This window comes from Dyella sp., assembly GCF_035508675.1.
Lineage (GTDB): Bacteria > Pseudomonadota > Gammaproteobacteria > Xanthomonadales > Rhodanobacteraceae > Dyella_B.
This window is the reverse complement of sequence record NZ_DATJMN010000239.1, coordinates 1-17384: the sequence shown is the minus strand read 5'-3', so window position 1 is coordinate 17384 and position 17384 is coordinate 1. Positions and strand designations below refer to the sequence as shown.

Sequence of the window (17384 nt, the reverse complement as noted above, 5' to 3'; positions counted from 1 at the left end):
CTTCGCCGCCATCACCGGCTTGAACGGCGACACCTTCACGCTGAGCGGTGAAGGGTCGATGTCGGGCAAGGACGTGAACGGCGGTACGGCGTATACGGGCACCGGCTCGACGACGAGCACGACGCAGGGTTTCAACCTGGGCACGCTGGGGCTGGTTGGCGTCGGCAGCGCCATCGCCGGTAACTACACGCTGGTGGGTGGCACGGACGCGTACACGCTGACGCCGGCCACGCTGACCGTGGTCGGCACCACGGTCAACACCAAGACCTACGACGGCACCACCGCGGCGACCCTGAGCCATGCAGCGCTGAGCGGCGTGCTGGGCCACGACCAGGTGACGCTGGGCAACGACACCAGCGGCACGTTCGCCACACCGAACGCAGGCACGAACATCGGCGTGACCGCAGGCACGATGACGATCGGCGGTGGCGACGCGGGTGACTACACATTAGTGCAGCCCACCGGCCTCGCCGGCACGATCACGCCGGTCGTGCTCGACCTGATCGGCACGCGTGTGTACGACGGCATGACGGACGCCAACGCCAACCTGTTCGGCACGAGCGGCGTGCTCACCGGCGTGAACGGCGAAACCGTCGACGTCAGCGGCGTGGGCGTGCTTGCCAGCAAGCACGTGGGCACACAGTCATTCGCCAACCTCGGCACGCTGGTGCTGAGCAACGGCACCGGCTTGGCCAGCAACTACACGTTGATGGGCGGCACGGATCAGGTAATCGTCACGCCGCTCGCCATCACGGTCGGCGCCAGCGGCCAGGGCAAGACCTACGATGGCAACACCACCGCCGGCGTCACGCTTGCCAGCAATGGCGTGCTCGCGGGCGACACGGTGAACTTCCACGACGGCGCCGCCAACTTCAGCTCGCCCAACGCCGGCAACAACGTCGCGATCACGGTTACCGGCATTACCGCCACGGGTGCCGATGCTGGCGACTACAGCTTCAACAACACGGCCACCACCAACGCCACCATCAACCCCTACGTGCTCAGCCTCACCAGCACGCGCGTCTACGACGGCACCACCGGCGCCGACGCCAGCCTGTTCGGCAACAACGGCGTGATCAGCGCCGGGGTGAATGGCGAAACCGTGGACCTTAGCGGCGCCGGCGTGCTCACCAGCAAGAACGTGGGCTCGCAGCGCGCCTTCGCCAACCTCGGTTCGCTGGTGCTGGGCAACGGCACAGGCCTGGCCAGCAACTACACGCTGGCGGGCGGTACCGATTGGGTGAGCATCACGCCGGCCACGCTCACCGTGATCGACACCACCACGACCAATCGCGTCTACGACGGCACCACCGTCGATGCCTTGAACGGCGCGACGCTGAGTGGCGTGTTCGGCAACGACAACGTGGTGCTTGGCAACGACAGCACCGGCTTGTTCGGCAACAAGAACGTGGGCAATGGCAAGGCCGTCACCACGGCCATGACCATCAGCGGCGGCGATGCCGGCAACTACATCCTGCTGCAGCCCATCGGCTTGACCGCCAACGTCACGCCGCTGTCGATCACGGTCACGGCCACCGGCACCAATCGCATGTACAACGGCCAGTCGAGCGACGTGGTGGTGCTCAGCACCAACGGCGTGCTGGCGGGTGATCAGGTAAGCCTTGCCGACGGCTCGGCCACCTTCGCCGATCCGTATGTGGGCAACGGCAAGACGGTGACCGTCAGTGGCATCACGGCGTCCGGTACGGATGCAGGCAATTACGTCATCGCCGATCCGGTGACGACCACCACCGCCAACATCACTAGCGCCGGTTTCGATGGCACCGGTGTGCAGGGCAGCTGGATCGCCCAGCTGCAAGGCGGTCTGCAGCCGGCTGCCATCGCCACGCCGTATGGCTCCAGCGATTCGGATGCGGTGGGCGTGTTTACCGGCAACCAACAGATGAAGCACAAGCCGATCGAGCGCAACCGCGCACGCTCGGATTTCCGTAGCGGCCTCTCGCTGCAGTTCCAGAACGGCGGCGTGCGCCTGCCCTCGGACGCCTCGCCATGATGATGATGATGAAAAAACATTCCAAGCGGTCCAACTTCCCCGGTGAATCCATGAACCACGTGCCGCATTCGGCGACACCACGCCTTACCCTGATCGGTCTTTCGCTGGCCGCCGCGCTGTGCACGCCGGTGGTGCACGCACAGCACGTGACGCCGCCGCAGACCAACAGCGGCCAGCTGCTGCAGCAGATGCAACCGCCGCCGACGCAGGCGCCGTCGTCCAACCTGGATCTCAACATCCAGAAGCAGAAGCCGCAGCGTTCGCAAGACACCACCAAGTTCTACGTGCGCTCGATCGAGATCACCGGCAACACGCTGATCAAGACCGATGCCCTGCATCCGCTGGTGGTCTCCGGCGAAGGGCATGAGCTGAGCCTCAACGATCTGAACGACCTGGCCGGCAAGATCAGCGATTACTACCATGATCACGGTTATCCGCTGGCCACGGCCTATGTGCCTGCGCAGACACTGCGCGATGGAAAGGTGCGCATTGCGGTGGTGGAAGCGCGCTATGGCAAAGTGGCATTGCAGAACCAGAGCTCGGTCGGCCACTACCCGCTCAGCGCTACCCTGTCGCCGCTGCAACCGGGCCAACCGGTGAGCGAGTACGGACTGGAACGCAGCCTGCTGCTGCTGTCGGACGTACCCGGCGCCATTGTCAATTCGGTGATGCGCCCGGGTGAAGCGGAAGGCACCTCGGACCTGCTGGTGAACGTGACCAACGCGCCGCGCTACACCGGCACGCTGAGCATGGACGATTACGGCAATGCGTATACCGACCGCGTGCGCCTGGGCGGTACGTTCGACGTCAACGGCCTGTTCCATCAGGGCGACCTGCTGGATTTCAACGGCGTCAGTTCCGGCGGCGGCATGAGCTACGGGCACGTCGGATACCGCTATCTGCTGACCGGGCAGGGCACCACGCTGGGTGTGGCCGCATCGGGACTGCAATACAAGCTGGGCAACGGACTGTCGGATCTGCATGCGCATGGCACGGCGACCACGCAGAGCGTGATCCTGTCGCAGCCGATCATCCGCAATGTTGCCGGCAATCTGTACGCCCAGATCGAATACGACCACAAGCGCCTGTACGACGACATCGACATCGCCGACATCGAAACGCATCGCCACTCCAACAGCTGGGTGCTGACCGTGGCGGGCGACCAGCGCGATAGCAGCGGCATTACCAACTTCAACATCAGCGGCACGCATGGACGCCTGTACCTGGACAACTTCCAGACGCTGTTCGAGGATTATTTCGGTGCGCGCACCGCCGGCAGTTACGTGAAGTGGAATTACTCTGTATCGCGCCTGCAACAGTTGAACGACACCAATGCGCTGTACTTCGGCTTTTCCGGCCAACACGCCAACAAGAATCTGGACACCTCCGAGCAGTTCTACCTCGGCGGCCCCAGCACCGTGCGCGGTTATGATGTAGGCGTGCTGTCCGGCGCGCAGGGCAACCTGGCCAGCTTCGAATACCGCCACGATTTCACCATCACGGCATTGCCGGGACCGTGGCAGGCCTTGGCCTTCGTCGATAGCGGGCGCGTGCAGGCCTACAAACAGCCCTTCATCCCCGGGCAGAACAGCGGTCGCTTGAGCAGCGTCGGTGTCGGCCTGCACTGGACGGCGCCGCATGACTGGGTGATCGGCACCAGCGTGGCCAAGCCGATCGGCAACCAGCCGGAGTTGGCGGGGCCGCATGTGGGTACGGCGCCGAGGTTCTGGGTGCAGGTGCAGAAGGGGTTTTATTGACGGTTGCGCGGGGTATCGGAAGCAGTTCCTCCGAACTCAAGGGCATGGCGCGAGCTGGCGCAGGTTGAAGGTGAGCCCCGGACTCGCTCCGGGGCGAAGCCCAACGTTGCCATGCACATCACGCTGTTGGGGTTCGCCCCGGATCAAATCCGGGGCTCACCGCCAAGCTACGTACTAACCGCGGTCGCCGGGGCAACGAATCAAGGGCCGCCGCCGGGCGGACTACGCCATCAGCCGGCACTCGTGACACACTCCGCACCGACAACGGAGGTGCCACCCATGAAGCCGACCCCTTGGTGGATCGCAGCCCTTCTCCTGCCTGCCTTTGCCATCCATGCGCAGGCCAATGTCGACTGCAACGCCGTCCAGCACGCCGATCCGGCGAGCGCCACGTACATCATCGAGGGCGATGCCGTTACGCTAATCCATGGTTTGCGCAGGCAACTCGCTGCGCCCGGGTCGCATTCCATGCACGAAACCAGGCTGATTGCCGGTGCGCAGGTTTGCGGCAGCTTCGACGGCAAGCCGGTGGTGGCGACCTTGCTCAGCGACGATCCGGGCGGCAGCGGTTCGTTTATCTATGTGGCGGCGGTGCCGCCGGATGGGCGTAGTTATCCGGCTGCGCTGATCGGCGATCGCATCGTGCCCAAGAGCATTGTCATCGACAAGAACAGGATCGTGGTGACCTATCTGGGCCGTTCCAGCGATCAGCCCATGCATGCGCCGCCTACGGTGACGAAGGTGCGGCGGTTTGGCCTGCAGCGAGGGCACCTGGTGGATATGCCGTGACCCATGGGGTCGACCACGGTGCGCGCGATGTTGCGACATAAGGTGCATCGCCCGCGGGCATCCGCGGCGCAACGATCGTCGCGCCAGGCATTCCCTGTACTGCGGCCTTGGCGATCGCTTCGTCGCTTTGCGCGGACGTTGCCAATACCGTCACCGTGCTCAACGCGCCGTGCGCATCGCGCAGCATGAAACTCAAGCTACGCGTCGCCGCGATGGGCTGCTTCACCAACGCGTTCGCGTAATGCGACAGGCAATGCGACAAGCCTACGCGGTCCACATCGCAAATCGCCATGTCCGCCCGGGCGTTGCACCGATCGGCATGCGCCTGCGAAGTAAGGCATACCGCGTTGATGCGTTGCGCCGCCACGCGTGGATATGCGCGGATGGCCGGCAGGGGAGCCGACAGCGGCGCCGGCTGGATGACGGTGGGGTAGATGGAGCCGCCGACCCGGGAAACCTCATGCGCGGTTTGCGCCATGATGCTGGCGGGTAGGGCGAAGGCAACCAAGGCGGCGGTGCGCACGTCGGCGTGCATAAAACCCTCCTGGCCCATCGGGCGCGCGCTTTCGGGGTGAGCGCATGCGTTGGTGATAGCAACGCTAGTCCAATGGATGGGCTGCCGGCGTATCAGGCGTCACAAAATCGGGGAGCGCTGCAGGATCAGGCAAATCCTTTATCCGGTGATCAAGTGCAGCGGTGACCTCTTCATGTGTGCGACGGCATTGCGGCTTGTTTGAGGCAATCGTCTCGTGCGTACAGGTCTTGCGCTTTCTTGCTGCATGATGTGACGCAGATCACGCCTTTGCGGCATGGCTTGTTAAGACAGTATAGTAAGACGAATACGACTGGTCCCTTGGGATAAGTTGTGGCTTTATCGGAACACGTCAGTCTTTTTCGTCCACGCTTGTGCTTTTGATGACAGGCATTGGCATGAGGGAGAACTGGTGTCCAGTCAATGCGTGGTGGCAACAACCCTGATCCTGGCAAACAAGCAAGCGACACAGGCAGCACATGCTGCGGTAGTACCGGGTAGTAACGCTTTGCGGCGTGGTGTCACGCGCAAGGCCAGGGACAATCATAGGGTGAGGCGTGCGGGTCGTTATAGCGGATGACCATGAAGTAGTGCGCATTGGTTTGCGCACCATACTGGAACACAGTGGCGAGGGTTATAAGGTTGTCGGCGAAGCGTCGACCGGCCGGGAGTTGTTGAAGCTGTTGGCCGACACGCCGTGCGACCTGGCCCTCATCGATTTCCTGATGCCGGAGGCAGATGAAGCCGCGCCCGTGCTCGACGGCGTCGCCATGCTGCGTGAATTGCGCAAGCAGCATCCCAAGCTGCCGATCGTCGTGCTGACGATGATGCGCAACTCGGCGATCTTCCGCACCATGTACCAGGAAGGCGTGGACGCCGTGGTGGAAAAGGTACGCGTGGTCGAAGAATTGCTGGTGGCGCTGCGCACGGTGCGCGCCGGGCGCACTTACGTCAGCAAACGGCTCGGCGAGCATCTGGCGGAGGGCCACGCCACACGCGGCCAGGGCGGCAAGCTCGCGCCTGCATTGTCCGTGCGCGAAGCGGAAGTGGTGCGCATGTTTGCACAGGGGCGCAGCATTACCGACATCGCCGCGCTCACGCATCGCAGCGTCAAGACCATCAGCCGGCAGAAGCGCAGTGCGATGGAGAAGCTGGGACTGAGCAGCGACGGGCAGCTGTTCGAGTACGCGCGGACGCATGGCCTGGCGGGCTGACGACGGCACTGCAAGATCACGCCGTCATCACGCCGCGTTGACGCACAATGAGATTCGTCTTATTTCGTTCGATCCAATTGCCGCCTATGCTTCGAACGAGCCTTTAACGGCGTAGGTATTCCATCCGATCCGCACATGCCTTGCATGGAAGGTTCGTGGTGATGGAAACGCATACAGGGGGCATCCGTTATGGACGAACGGCTGCCATGGTCATTGCGATGACTCAAGGCTACAGGGGGCGTCATTCATGCTTTACGCATACCTTTGCGGTGCAAGGTCAGGTGCCATCGGGCACGTGCGGCACAAACCTCCAACGATCATGCGGTGATGAAGCGCGGCGCGTTGCGCCGTGCTTCTTTTTTCCACGACGCATCACGCTTCGGCACAGGTGTCGTGGCCATCGATCTTTGCATGGAAACGTCGCATGGAACCCTCGGAATGCGTGGTGGAACGCAAGTTCTCATTGCCTGGCCTGGCCATTCTCCACCGGCTGCTGGAAACCTGCCGGCTGGAGGCGGTCTCGCTGCAGGAAGGCGGACTGAGCGGCGCCTTCGGCAGCTACCGGCAGGGCCATGCCAGCTTTTGCAGCTTCGCGACCGACTTCGCGCTGCATGGGCGCTTTGTGCTGCCGCAAGGCTATTACCTGGTGTGCTATCTGCACGAGGTGGCGCCGGAAAGCTGGTGCGTCGGCATGTCGCTGGCGGCCGATACGATGCTGCTGGTGCTGCCAGGCAATGCCTGCGAACTGATGCTGGGGCCTGGATCGCGCGTAAGCATGGCATTGGTGCCGCTGCATGGCAGCGCAAGGCGGGCGATCGATGCGCATGCGGATTTCTTCGGGTTGCCCGGCCGGCAGTTCGCCTTGTTCAAGCCGGAATGCCACCGCGGCACACCGCTGCGCGCCTTGTACGACATGCTGTACCAGGGTCTGGTAGATGGGTGCAGCCCGCAACTGCTGCGTCTTGCCGAAACCGGCGCCACGGATTTCCTGGCCGATGAGCGCGGCATCCTGGCACTGTCCGACCAGGTGGGGTTGTTTTCGCCGTATTCGGCCAACTATCGCGCGTCGTATCCTGCCTTTCGCAAGGCGGTGCAATACATGCGCGATCACCTGCAACATGACATCTACATGGACGAAGTCGCCGCGGTGGCGCAGATCAGCGACCGCAGCCTGCGCATGACCTTCGACGACCTGCTGGGCGTTTCGCCTACCCGTTACCTGACCTTGCTGAGGTTGCACGAGGCGAGCCGCCAATTGTCCACGCGCGGCGTGGAGCGGCAGTCAGTGAAATCGGTGGCGATGAGCTGCGGCATCTGGAACCTGTCGCGGTTTGCGGCCAATTACCGGCGGGCGTTCGATGAGCATCCCAGCGATACGCTGATGCGGGCGTGCAGCGTCGTGTCGTAAGAGACGTAGGCTGGGATGAAAATCCCGGCGTCGATGGGTATGGCGGTGCTGGGATTTCATCCCAGCCTACGCGCCTACATGCCTTGAACAAAACCTTTTAAGCGCCCAGGCGCACTCACACCAGCGTACCGCCGCATGGCGGAGTAGGATGCCGCGTATTGCAGAACCCGCATTTTCGATCAGAGAGGAAGGCAGGAATGAAAAAGCAGCTCCCCGCATCTGTCGCCGTCGGCGCGATGGTTACCCTGTTGTTCGCCATGCCGGCCTTTGCCGCGCTCGCACCGGGCGCCACCGCGCCCGACTTCACCGCCGAAGCCAGCCTGGCCGGCAAGGATTTCTCTTTCTCGCTCAAGGACGCGCTGAAGAAAGGGCCGGTGGTGGTGTATTTCTACCCCTCGGCCTATACCGGCGGTTGCGATATCGAAGCGCACACCTTCGCCACCGACAAGGCCAAGTTCGATGCGGCCGGCGCCACCATCATCGGCGTATCGGCCGACAGCATCGCCCGCCTCAACAGCTTTTCGTCCGATCCGAAATACTGCGCCGGCAAGTTCCCGGTCGCCTCCGACGCGAGCGGCAAGATCGCCGCTTCGTACGAGCTCAAGACCCAAGCCGCCCAACCCGGCCTGACCGACGTGCGCGGCGTCGCCATCGACCATGGCTTCATCGAACGCACCACCTTCGTGATTGGCCGCGACGGCAAGATCATCGCCACGCTGTCCTCCGCGGCAGATCACCTGCATCCGCAAGACCATGTCAAGAAATCGCTGGCGATCGTGCAGCAATTGCAGGCCGGCAAGGCGCCTTGAGGGCCAGGGTCAATGCTCCCGCCTTGAGGCCGTCGCGCGGACCCTCGTAGGTGGGCGGTGAGGCGACGCCGAACCCCAACGTGGCATTTTGCATGGCAACGTTGGGGTTCGCATGCGCTCACCGCCAACGCGCTCCGATGTTGGCTTAAGTTCGGCGCATTGGAGCCAGGGTGGGGTGCGAGCGGCAGGAAGCAGGCGTCGTTGCGACGAAACAAAGATGCATGGGAATCCATCTCCAACACGGAGCTGGACGCCTTTTTCCGTGCAGAGCGCGCGCACCGCCCGGCACCGTAACCGTGACGCAGTGCGTGACGAAAACGTGAAGGAGTGCAGGCGCTAAAGGATCATCAAACGGTCGTCGATAACCTCATCGAGCCCACGCAGGAGGCAGTCTTGGTGAACGCGCCCGACGATATGAGTCTTTGCCCGGTGATGGAGGCACGCGTTGCGGCGCGGGTCTCCGATGGGAGCAAGGGAACGCAGAAAAGACCGGCGATTCTTATCGTCGACGATGAGCCCGGCGTGCTTTCCGCACTCCGTCGCGTGCTGCACGCTGCGCCCTATCAATTATTGACCGCCGATAGCGGCGTCGCCGCGCTGGACGTGCTCGCCGCGCATGATGTGGACCTGATCATTTCGGATATGCGCATGCCAGGCATGTCCGGCGCCGATCTGTTGTCGCGTGCGCAGACACTGTATCCGGACACCATGCGCATCCTGCTGACCGGTTATTCGGAAGTCGAAGCGGTGGCGCGCGCGGTCAACGAAGGCGGCATCTACCGCTATCTGAACAAGCCCTGGGACGAGCACGATCTGCTGCTCACCATCAAGCAGGCACTCGAACAACAGCACTTGCGCAAGGAAACCGCCAGGCTGTTGGCGCTGACGCAGCAACAGAACGATCAGCTGGCGGCGTTCAACGCCGCGCTGGAAGCGACCGTGAAATCCAGGACTGAGGAAATCCGGCAAACCGTGATGTTTCTCGAAGACGCCCAGCGCGATTTGAAGCGCGGCTTCATGACGATGGTGCAGGTCGGCGCCAGCATGATCGAACTGCGCTGCGGCGCCATGGGCGGTGAATCGCATCGCGTGGGCCAGCTGGCCAAGCGCTTGGGACTGCTGCTCGGCATGGACGGCCTGGATGCACAGGATCTCTACTTTGCAGGACTGCTGCATGGCATCGGCAAGCTGTCACTGCCGGACGAGATCCTGCACAAGTCGATCGACCGCATGACGTCCACGGAAGCTCACACGTATTACCGGCACCCGCTGCGCGCGCAAATGCTGCTTACGCCGGTGGCGCAGCTCAACCAGGTTGCGCACATCATCCGGCACCAGTACGAACGCTTCAACGGACGCGGCACGCCGGATGGCCTGGCCGATGGGAATATCCCGCTTGGATCGAGAATCCTGGCGCTGGCGCGGGACTACGAAGGGCTGCAAAGCGGCGCGATCACGCGGGAGCGGCTGCTGCCTGAGCAGGCTGCTGAATTGATCAAGATGCAGGCGGGGCTGCGTTACGACCCGCACGTAGTGGAGCAATTCCTGGAGCTGTTGAAGGATCCGTCGCTGCTGGGCGGTTCCACGCCTTACAAGCAGGTCACCACCGGCGAACTGATGGCAGGCATGCGTCTTGCCGACGATCTGCGTACCGGCCGCGGCGTGCTGCTGATGACGAAGGGGAGCGTGGTTTCGGATTATCAGGTGTCGGTCGTGCGGCGCTACGAATCGCAGGAGGGTGCGCCGCTTGCCGTTCTCGTCGAGGCCGCCGACACAGGCGCTACCCAGCAGGACGCTGCCTAGCCGATTGCCCGCGCGAGGTGGCGCTGCGATGCACGGAACCTACGATCTTTGGCTGGTTGCGCTGTCGCTTGCCATCGCGACGCTCGCTTCCTACACCGCGCTGGATTTGAGCGGGCTTATTTCACTGCTCGATCGGCGCTTGCGGTTCGGGTGGCTGGCGGCAGGGGCTGCCGCCATGGGGACCGGTATCTGGGCGATGCATTTCATCGGCATGCTCGCGTTTTCCTTGCCCATTCCGGTCGGCTACGACTTCCGTCTCACGTTCCTGTCGCTGGCGATGGCCATGATCGTCTCGTACTTTGCCTTGAACGCGATTACCCGTCCCGCGCTGAAACGCCAAGGGTTCATCGTGGGTGGCGTGTTGATGGGACTGGGCATTGCGGGCATGCACTATGTGGGCATGGCCGCGTTGCGGATGGATCCACCGATCGTTTACGACCCTACGCTGTTCGTGGCGTCGATCGCGATCGCCGTGGCCGTATCGACGGCGGCGCTGTGGCTGGCCCACCGGCTCAGCATCGAGAATACGTCCGGCCTGATGGTGAAGCGGGCCGGTGCGGCCATCGTCATGGGTGTCGCGGTAACCGGCATGCACTACACCGGCATGGCTGCCGCCCATTTTTCGCTGCATGCGGTTTGCACCACCGTCAATGGCATCAATGGGCCATGGCTGGGCGGTACGATCGCGCTTTTTACCATCACCATTCTTGCCGCCACGCTGGTGATTTCGCGCTTCGACGCGCGTACCACCTTCCTGCGCGGAAGGAACGACGCGCTCGAGGCGCAAGTGAAACGGCGTACCGGGGAGCTCGAAGGCGTGCTGCGCCAATACGAACGCACGGTGCTCGCGCTCGAACAGGCGCGTGAAATGATGGGGGAGGAGATCGAGCAGCGCAAAACGGCGCAGCAACGGCTCGAGATCGAGAAAGAACAACAACGCCGGCTGATTCACGAACTGGAGGAAACCCATCTCCAACTGCTGCAAAGCGAAAAGCTCGCTTCGATCGGCCAGCTCGCCGCGGGCGTGGCGCATGAAATCAACAACCCCATCAGCTTCGTCCACGCCAATCTCAACACCTTGAAAAGCTGGGTCAGGCAGCTGCTCGCAGTGATCGTGGCGCAGGAAGCGGTCACCGGCGCGCCCGCCGCCGGCATGCTTGCACCGGTTTCGTCGATGGCGGGGGACCTCGATCTCGACTACGTGCGCAACGACATCATGATGCTGATCGAGGAATCGCTCGAAGGGGCCATGCGTGTGCGCCAGATCGTGCGCGACCTGCGCGACTTCTCCCGCCCGAGCGGCGACGAGTGGACGCTGGCCGATCTGCATGCCGGCCTGGAGAGCACGTTGAACGTGGTGCACAACGAGATCAAATACAAAGCCGAGGTAGTGCGGGAATACGGCGATCTTCCGCTGGTCGAGTGCAATGCGGCGCAGTTGAACCAGGTTTTCATGAATCTGCTGGTGAATGCGGCGCAGGCGATCAGCACGCAAGGCACCATCACCCTTCGCACCCTATGCCACGGCGACAGCGTGTCCATTGTCATCACCGATACCGGCGGCGGCATCCCCGGCAACGTGCTCGGACGCATCTTCGATCCCTTTTTCACTACCAAGCCGATCGGCCAGGGTACCGGGCTGGGTTTGTCGATTTCGCACCGCATCATCGAACACCACCGCGGGCGAATCGATGTCGAGAGCCGCCCTGGCCACGGCACGACGTTTATCGTCACGCTGCCGGTCAGGCGCAGCGAGCGTGCCGAGGCGAAAGCAGCGGCCCAACGGTGGCCACACGATCGGCTCTTGTAGGTTGGCGGTGAGGCGCAAGCCGAACCCCAACATGGGGATGCGCATGGCGACGTTGCGGTTGCTCGCAGGATGACGCGCTGGCGTCGAGACGGGAGCAAGTTCGTGGCCGGGATGCCATCCCGGCACACACGCCGATAGTGTAAACAGGCCCTAATAGGCCCACATCTACCCAGGAAGGGCACCTTGTCGCGCCTTCACAAACAGATGCGCGCCGCAGACGCTCTCCAGCACTTGGCACGCGGATTGCTACTTCTTCAGACAAGGGGCGCGAGGCCATGCCGCGGGTCCCCGAGGATGACCAACGTTTTTGCCGACCGGCCAATCGTTTCGAGTGCCGCTCGATCCCTAAGCGATTGGATTGGGAGGAATGGAAGCCCCGCCGTGACGGGGCTCTTTTTTTGATCGGCCGTTCGCCGTTGGTTTCCGACAACTGCGATGGCGCGGAAACCGGTGATCCGGCGCAAGACTTGCACAGGGGACCCACATCCAAGCCATGAACACCATCACGCGCCAGATCCGCAGCTTGCTGCCGCCGTTGGCAGCGGTGGTCGCGGTGACGCTGCTGTCGCTGTGGCTGTATCGGATCGAGGATGGCAAGTCCTTGCCGTCCGTGTGGCTGACCAACGGCATCTGCCTGGCCGTGCTGATGCATCGTGGGCGGCATGGCGCGGTGGCGCTGGTGGCCGGCGCCTGCTGCACCATCTGGCTCACCAGCATGGCGATGGGGCTATCGGTTGGCGAGGGTTTCGTCGGCGCCATGGGCAACGCGCTGGAAATGGGTATCGCGCTTTGGGCGCTGTCAAAAAAGGGCCGCGCGACCTACCTGGAAACACCTTTCGGCACCAAGCGTTTCATCATCTGGGCGCTACTGGTCGCACCGCTGGTCTCGACACTTGCGATAACCCCCTGGCTGATCCTGACGGGGCATCCGCATGGCTTGGAGTTCGGCATCCTCCGGTTCGTTTCGCATGCACTGGGCACCGCGCTTGCCGTTCCCCTCACGATAGAAGTGCTGCGCTGGCAGCGCGAGCCGGGTTTATCCATACGCCGCACACGCCGCTGTGCGCAAGCTCTGCTGGGGTTGATCGGCGCCGCAGCGATTGCCTTCTTCCAACCCACGCTCCCGATGCTGTTCATTGTTTTTCCGCCGCTCGTGCTGCTGGCCATGACGGGAAACCGCCGCTGGGTGATCGCCGGCATTGTTGCCGTGGCCGCGGTGGGCGCGTTGGCGACGCTGGCAGGTTACGGGCCGATCCACCATCAGGCGCCGTTTCCGGCCTGGAGCGCACTGCTGCTGCAGTTGTGCGTGCTGTCGTGCATGGCGGTGGTGCTGCCATTGACCGCATCCCAGGAGCAGCGCCGCAAGCTCGGCCGCACCTTGCGGGGGAGCGAGGCGCGCTACCGCATGCTGGCGGAGCACTCGCACGACATCGTGTTGCTGCTCGACGCGGACGGTTACTGCAAATACGTGTCGCCGGCCATCCACGACATGCTGGGCTATCCGGCGACAAAGATGTTCGAAAGCTCGCTGGAGAGCCTGATCGATGAGAAGAGCCAGCCCGTTGCCCGTGAGCTTTGGACGCAACTGCTGCAAGACCGGCCCCCGACGACGGCGCTGCTGCACATGCGGCACGCGGACGGAACGTTTCGCATGGTGGAAGCCACTGGCGGCGTCATCGATGAGGAACCCGACCGCGTCGTGCTTACCCTGCGCGACGTCAGCGCACGCGTTGCCGCGGAGGATGCCTTGCGCCAGGAACGCCTGATGACAGATGTAACCTTGCAAGTGATCGGCGACGCAGTGTTCACGTTGGATCGCGATGGCAGGCTCGAATTCACCAACCCGGCCGGCAGGGCGTTGCTCGATCGTTCCGTCGCGCCGGACGAGGCGACGCTGGAGCAGCAGCTTCCGTTGTGGCAAGAAGGCGCGCGGCTGACGCAAACCCATCCGGCAAGCATGGTGCTGCAGAGCGGCATGCCCGAAGGCCCATTCCTGTGTGCATTGGAATTGAAAGACGAAACGCGCCACGCGATCGAGTGCTCGGCCACGCCGATCCGCTCCAACGCCGGGGAAATGATGGGCGCCGTATTGGTATTGCGCGATGTCAGCGCCGTGCTGGAGCTGTCCGAGCGGATGACGCATCTTGCGCACTTCGACGCCTTGACCGGCTTGCCCAACCGCTCGCTGCTGCTCGAAAGACTGGATATGGCCTTGGCCCGTGCCAAACAGACGGCGCATCACCTGGCGGTATTGTTCATCGACCTGGATCGCTTCAAGCAAATCAACGATACGCTTGGCCATGGGCCGGGCGACGAACTGCTGCAGCAGGTTGCCGACCGTTTGCTGTCAGTGGTGAAAAGCGGCGATACCGTGGCGCGCCTCGGTGGCGACGAATTCGTGGTGCTGCTGCCGGAGTTGCCCGGCAAAGCCGACGCCGCCATTGCAGCGACCAAGGCTTTGGACATCCTGAGCCAGCCCATCCGGGTAGGGCGCCGGGAATTGCAGCTTTCGGCGAGCGTCGGCGTCAGCGTCTTCCCGGATGATGGCGACGACGCCGACCTGCTGATTCGCCACGCCGATATCGCCATGTACTCGGCCAAACGCCACGGCCGCAACGACTATCACTTCTATGCAGCGGCGATGGAGGCGAACGCGCAGAAGGAATTCGACCTGGAAAACGCCTTGCGCTTTGCCATCATGCGCTCGGAGCTGTTCCTGGATTTTCAGCCGCGCGTCGATACCGGTTCGCACAAGATCATCTCTACCGAGGCCTTGATGCGCTGGCGCCGCGCCGATGGCGAGATCTGCCTGCCGGACGAGTTCATTCCTATCGCCGAAGCCAGCGGCCTGATTCTCACGATGGGCAAGTGGGCGCTGAAAGAAGCCTGCCGCGCGTGCAAGGCGTGGCAACATGGGCCGCTGAAAGGCGTGAGCGTGAGCGTCAACATCTCGCAGGTGCAGTTCGTGCGCGACAATTTCCTCAGCTTCATCATGGAATCGCTGCGCGAAACCGGCTTGCCGCCGCACCTGCTCGAACTGGAATTGACCGAAAGCATGTTGATGGAACCGAGCGAAGCCATCCAGCAGCGTATCGCCGGTCTCAGTGCGCTCGGCGTGAAGCTTTCCATCGACGATTTCGGCACCGGGTTTTCGAGCCTGGCCTACTTGCGCAGGTTTGCCATCGATACGCTGAAGATCGATCGCAGCTTCGTCATGCACATGACGGACGACCCCGAGGATGCTTCAGTCATCCACGCCATCATCGCCTTGGCCATCAGCCTGGGCAAACGCGTGGTGGCCGAAGGCGTGGAAACCATGCAGCAGGCCTCGCAGCTGGCTGCTTTGGGCTGCCATGAAATGCAGGGCCATTGGCTTGGCCGGCCAGGGGATGTTGCGCAATTGGCGGAACTTGCCAAGCGCAGCGCCAACTCCGTAACGCCCCGCGCAACGCGGCGTTGATTCCGTGGGCCGGGATGACATCCCAGCCTACGACATTGGCGCGAATCCTCGTAGTTTGGCGGTGAGGCGACGCCGAACCCCAACATCCGAGAGGCATCGCTGCGGATATTGATCTTGATCAATACCCAATCTGCTCCTGCTCCGCACTCTATGGCGAGCAACCTGACTCCGCCAAGCGTGCACTTCGGCGGACTCAGCCATCGCGATCAGGAGATACAGCAATGACCAAACCGATCCAAATCTTCGAGCGTCATCCGTCGACCCTGCGCAAGCAATACGACAACTACATTGGTGGTAAATGGGTGGCGCCCGTGAAGGGTCGCTACTTCACCGATACCAGCCCGCTCGACCAGAGCGAGCTTGCGCAAGTGGCGCGTTCAAGCGCGGAGGATGTCGAGCTTGCGCTCGATGCCGCGCACAAGGCCAAGGATGGATGGCGTCGAACCGCGCCGGCAGAGCGTGCCAGGATTCTCAACAAGATCGCGGACAGGATCGAGGAAAATCTCCACATCCTTGCGAATATCGAAACCGTGGACAACGGCAAGCCGATCCGCGAAACGCTGGCCGCCGACGTGCCGCTGGCGGCCGATCATTTCCGTTATTTCGCCGGCTGCATCCGTGCCGAGGAAGGTTCGCTGGCCGAGCTCGACAACGACACCGTGGCCTACCACTTTCGCGAGCCGATGGGCGTCGTCGGGCAGATCATCCCGTGGAATTTTCCGTTGCTGATGGCGGCATGGAAACTCGCACCTGCCTTGGTCGCGGGCAATTGCGTGGTGATCAAGCCGGCTTCCGATACGCCGCTCAGCCTCGCCAAGCTGATGGAGCTGATCGGCGATCTGTTGCCGCCGGGCGTTCTCAATGTGGTGTTCGGCCATGGCTCCGAAGTCGGCACGCCGTTGGCGCGCAATCCGCGTATCGCCAAGATCTCGTTCACCGGCGAAACCACCACCGGCCGGCAGATCATGCAGTACGCCTCGGAAACGATCATTCCGCAGACCATGGAGCTGGGCGGCAAGTCGCCGAACATCTTCTTCGGCGATGTGATGGACGAGGACGACGACTTCCTGGACAAGGCCTTGGAAGGTTTTGCGCTGTTTGCCTTCAACAAGGGCGAAGTCTGCACCTGTCCGTCGCGCGCGCTGGTTCATGAATCCATCTTCGACAAATTCATGGAGAAGGCGGTGGCCCGCGTCGCCAGGATCAAGGTGGGCAATCCGCTCGATCAGGCGACCCAGATGGGGCCGCAGTGTTCGCACGGGCAGTTGGAGAAGATCCTCAACTACGTCGATATCGGCAAGCAGGAGGGTGCGCACCTGGTGACGGGCGGCGAGCGCGCCTATCCGGGCGGCGATCTGGACAAGGGTTTTTTCCTCAAGCCAACCGTTTTCGTCGGCCACAACAAGATGCGGATTTTCCAGGAGGAGATCTTCGGGCCGGTGCTGTCGGTGGCGCGCTTCAAGGATCTGAACGATGCGATCGAGATCGGCAACGACACGCCTTATGGGCTTGGCGCGGGCGTGTGGTCCCGCAACGCCAACAATCTCTATCGCGTCGGACGGGAAATCCAGGCCGGCCGCGTGTGGACGAACTGCTATCACATGTATCCCGCGCACGCGGCATTCGGCGGTTACAAGCATTCGGGCTTCGGCCGCGAAACGCACAAGATGATCTTGGACCACTACCAGCAGACGAAGAACATGCCGGTGAGCTACAGCACGAAGGCTGTCGGCTTGTTCTAAGCATGGATCATCGCTGTAGGTGCCGCACAGGATGGTGCGGCACCTA

11 protein-coding genes are annotated in these 17384 nt (G+C 62.8%); 10 read left to right on the top strand and 1 reads right to left on the bottom strand.

Going from position 1 to position 17384, the window contains the following annotated elements; all coding sequences use genetic code 11:
- The 3 genes from VMA74_RS12620 to VMA74_RS12610 all read left to right on the top strand — a co-directional run.
- Nucleotides 1-2014: beta strand repeat-containing protein (locus VMA74_RS12620; RefSeq protein WP_325367451.1), on the top strand; the 2014-nt coding region annotated here is incomplete at its 5' end.
- Nucleotides 2015-2022: 8 nt separating this feature from the next.
- The gene (locus VMA74_RS12615) at nt 2023-3771 is read left to right on the top strand and encodes a ShlB/FhaC/HecB family hemolysin secretion/activation protein (RefSeq protein ID WP_325367449.1); all 1749 of its coding nucleotides are present in this window, start codon (nt 2023-2025) and stop codon (nt 3769-3771) included.
- A gap of 279 nt (nt 3772-4050) precedes the next feature.
- A complete protein-coding gene (locus VMA74_RS12610) occupies nt 4051-4560 on the top strand; it encodes a hypothetical protein (RefSeq protein ID WP_325367447.1) in 510 nt (169 codons plus the stop codon).
- On the opposite strand, the gene VMA74_RS12605 is transcribed toward VMA74_RS12610, so the two are convergent.
- Nucleotides 4499-5095: a hypothetical protein gene (locus VMA74_RS12605; RefSeq protein ID WP_325367445.1), complete on the bottom strand. Its 597-nt coding sequence runs from the start codon at nt 5093-5095 to the stop codon at nt 4499-4501. The genes VMA74_RS12610 and VMA74_RS12605 overlap by 62 nt on opposite strands.
- A 554-nt stretch (nt 5096-5649) precedes the next feature.
- Here VMA74_RS12605 and VMA74_RS12600 point away from each other — a divergent pair.
- The 7 genes from VMA74_RS12600 (at nt 5650) to VMA74_RS12570 (ending at nt 17338) form a co-directional block, all read left to right on the top strand.
- Entirely contained in the window at nt 5650-6306 is a 657-nt protein-coding gene (locus tag VMA74_RS12600) for a response regulator transcription factor (RefSeq protein ID WP_325367443.1), read from the top strand.
- A gap of 424 nt (nt 6307-6730) precedes the next feature.
- Nucleotides 6731-7714, top strand: a complete 984-nt coding sequence (locus tag VMA74_RS12595) for an AraC family transcriptional regulator (protein ID WP_325367442.1) — start codon at nt 6731-6733, stop codon at nt 7712-7714.
- Between the two features lie 197 nt (nt 7715-7911).
- Entirely contained in the window at nt 7912-8523 is a 612-nt protein-coding gene (locus VMA74_RS12590; RefSeq protein WP_325367440.1) for a peroxiredoxin, read from the top strand.
- Between the two features lie 396 nt (nt 8524-8919).
- Nucleotides 8920-10326, top strand: a complete 1407-nt coding sequence (locus tag VMA74_RS12585; protein ID WP_325367438.1) for an HD domain-containing phosphohydrolase — start codon at nt 8920-8922, stop codon at nt 10324-10326.
- Nucleotides 10327-10354: 28 nt separating this feature from the next.
- Nucleotides 10355-12136: a histidine kinase gene (locus VMA74_RS12580; protein ID WP_325367436.1), complete on the top strand. Its 1782-nt coding sequence runs from the start codon at nt 10355-10357 to the stop codon at nt 12134-12136.
- A 493-nt stretch (nt 12137-12629) separates the two neighbouring features.
- Nucleotides 12630-15596 (top strand): bifunctional diguanylate cyclase/phosphodiesterase, encoded by a 2967-nt coding sequence (locus tag VMA74_RS12575; RefSeq protein ID WP_325367434.1) that lies wholly within the window; start codon nt 12630-12632, stop codon nt 15594-15596.
- A 221-nt stretch (nt 15597-15817) separates the two neighbouring features.
- Nucleotides 15818-17338, top strand: coding sequence for an aldehyde dehydrogenase family protein (locus tag VMA74_RS12570; protein WP_325367432.1), 1521 nt, complete (start codon nt 15818-15820; stop codon nt 17336-17338).
- Nucleotides 17339-17384: the final 46 nt, after the last annotated feature.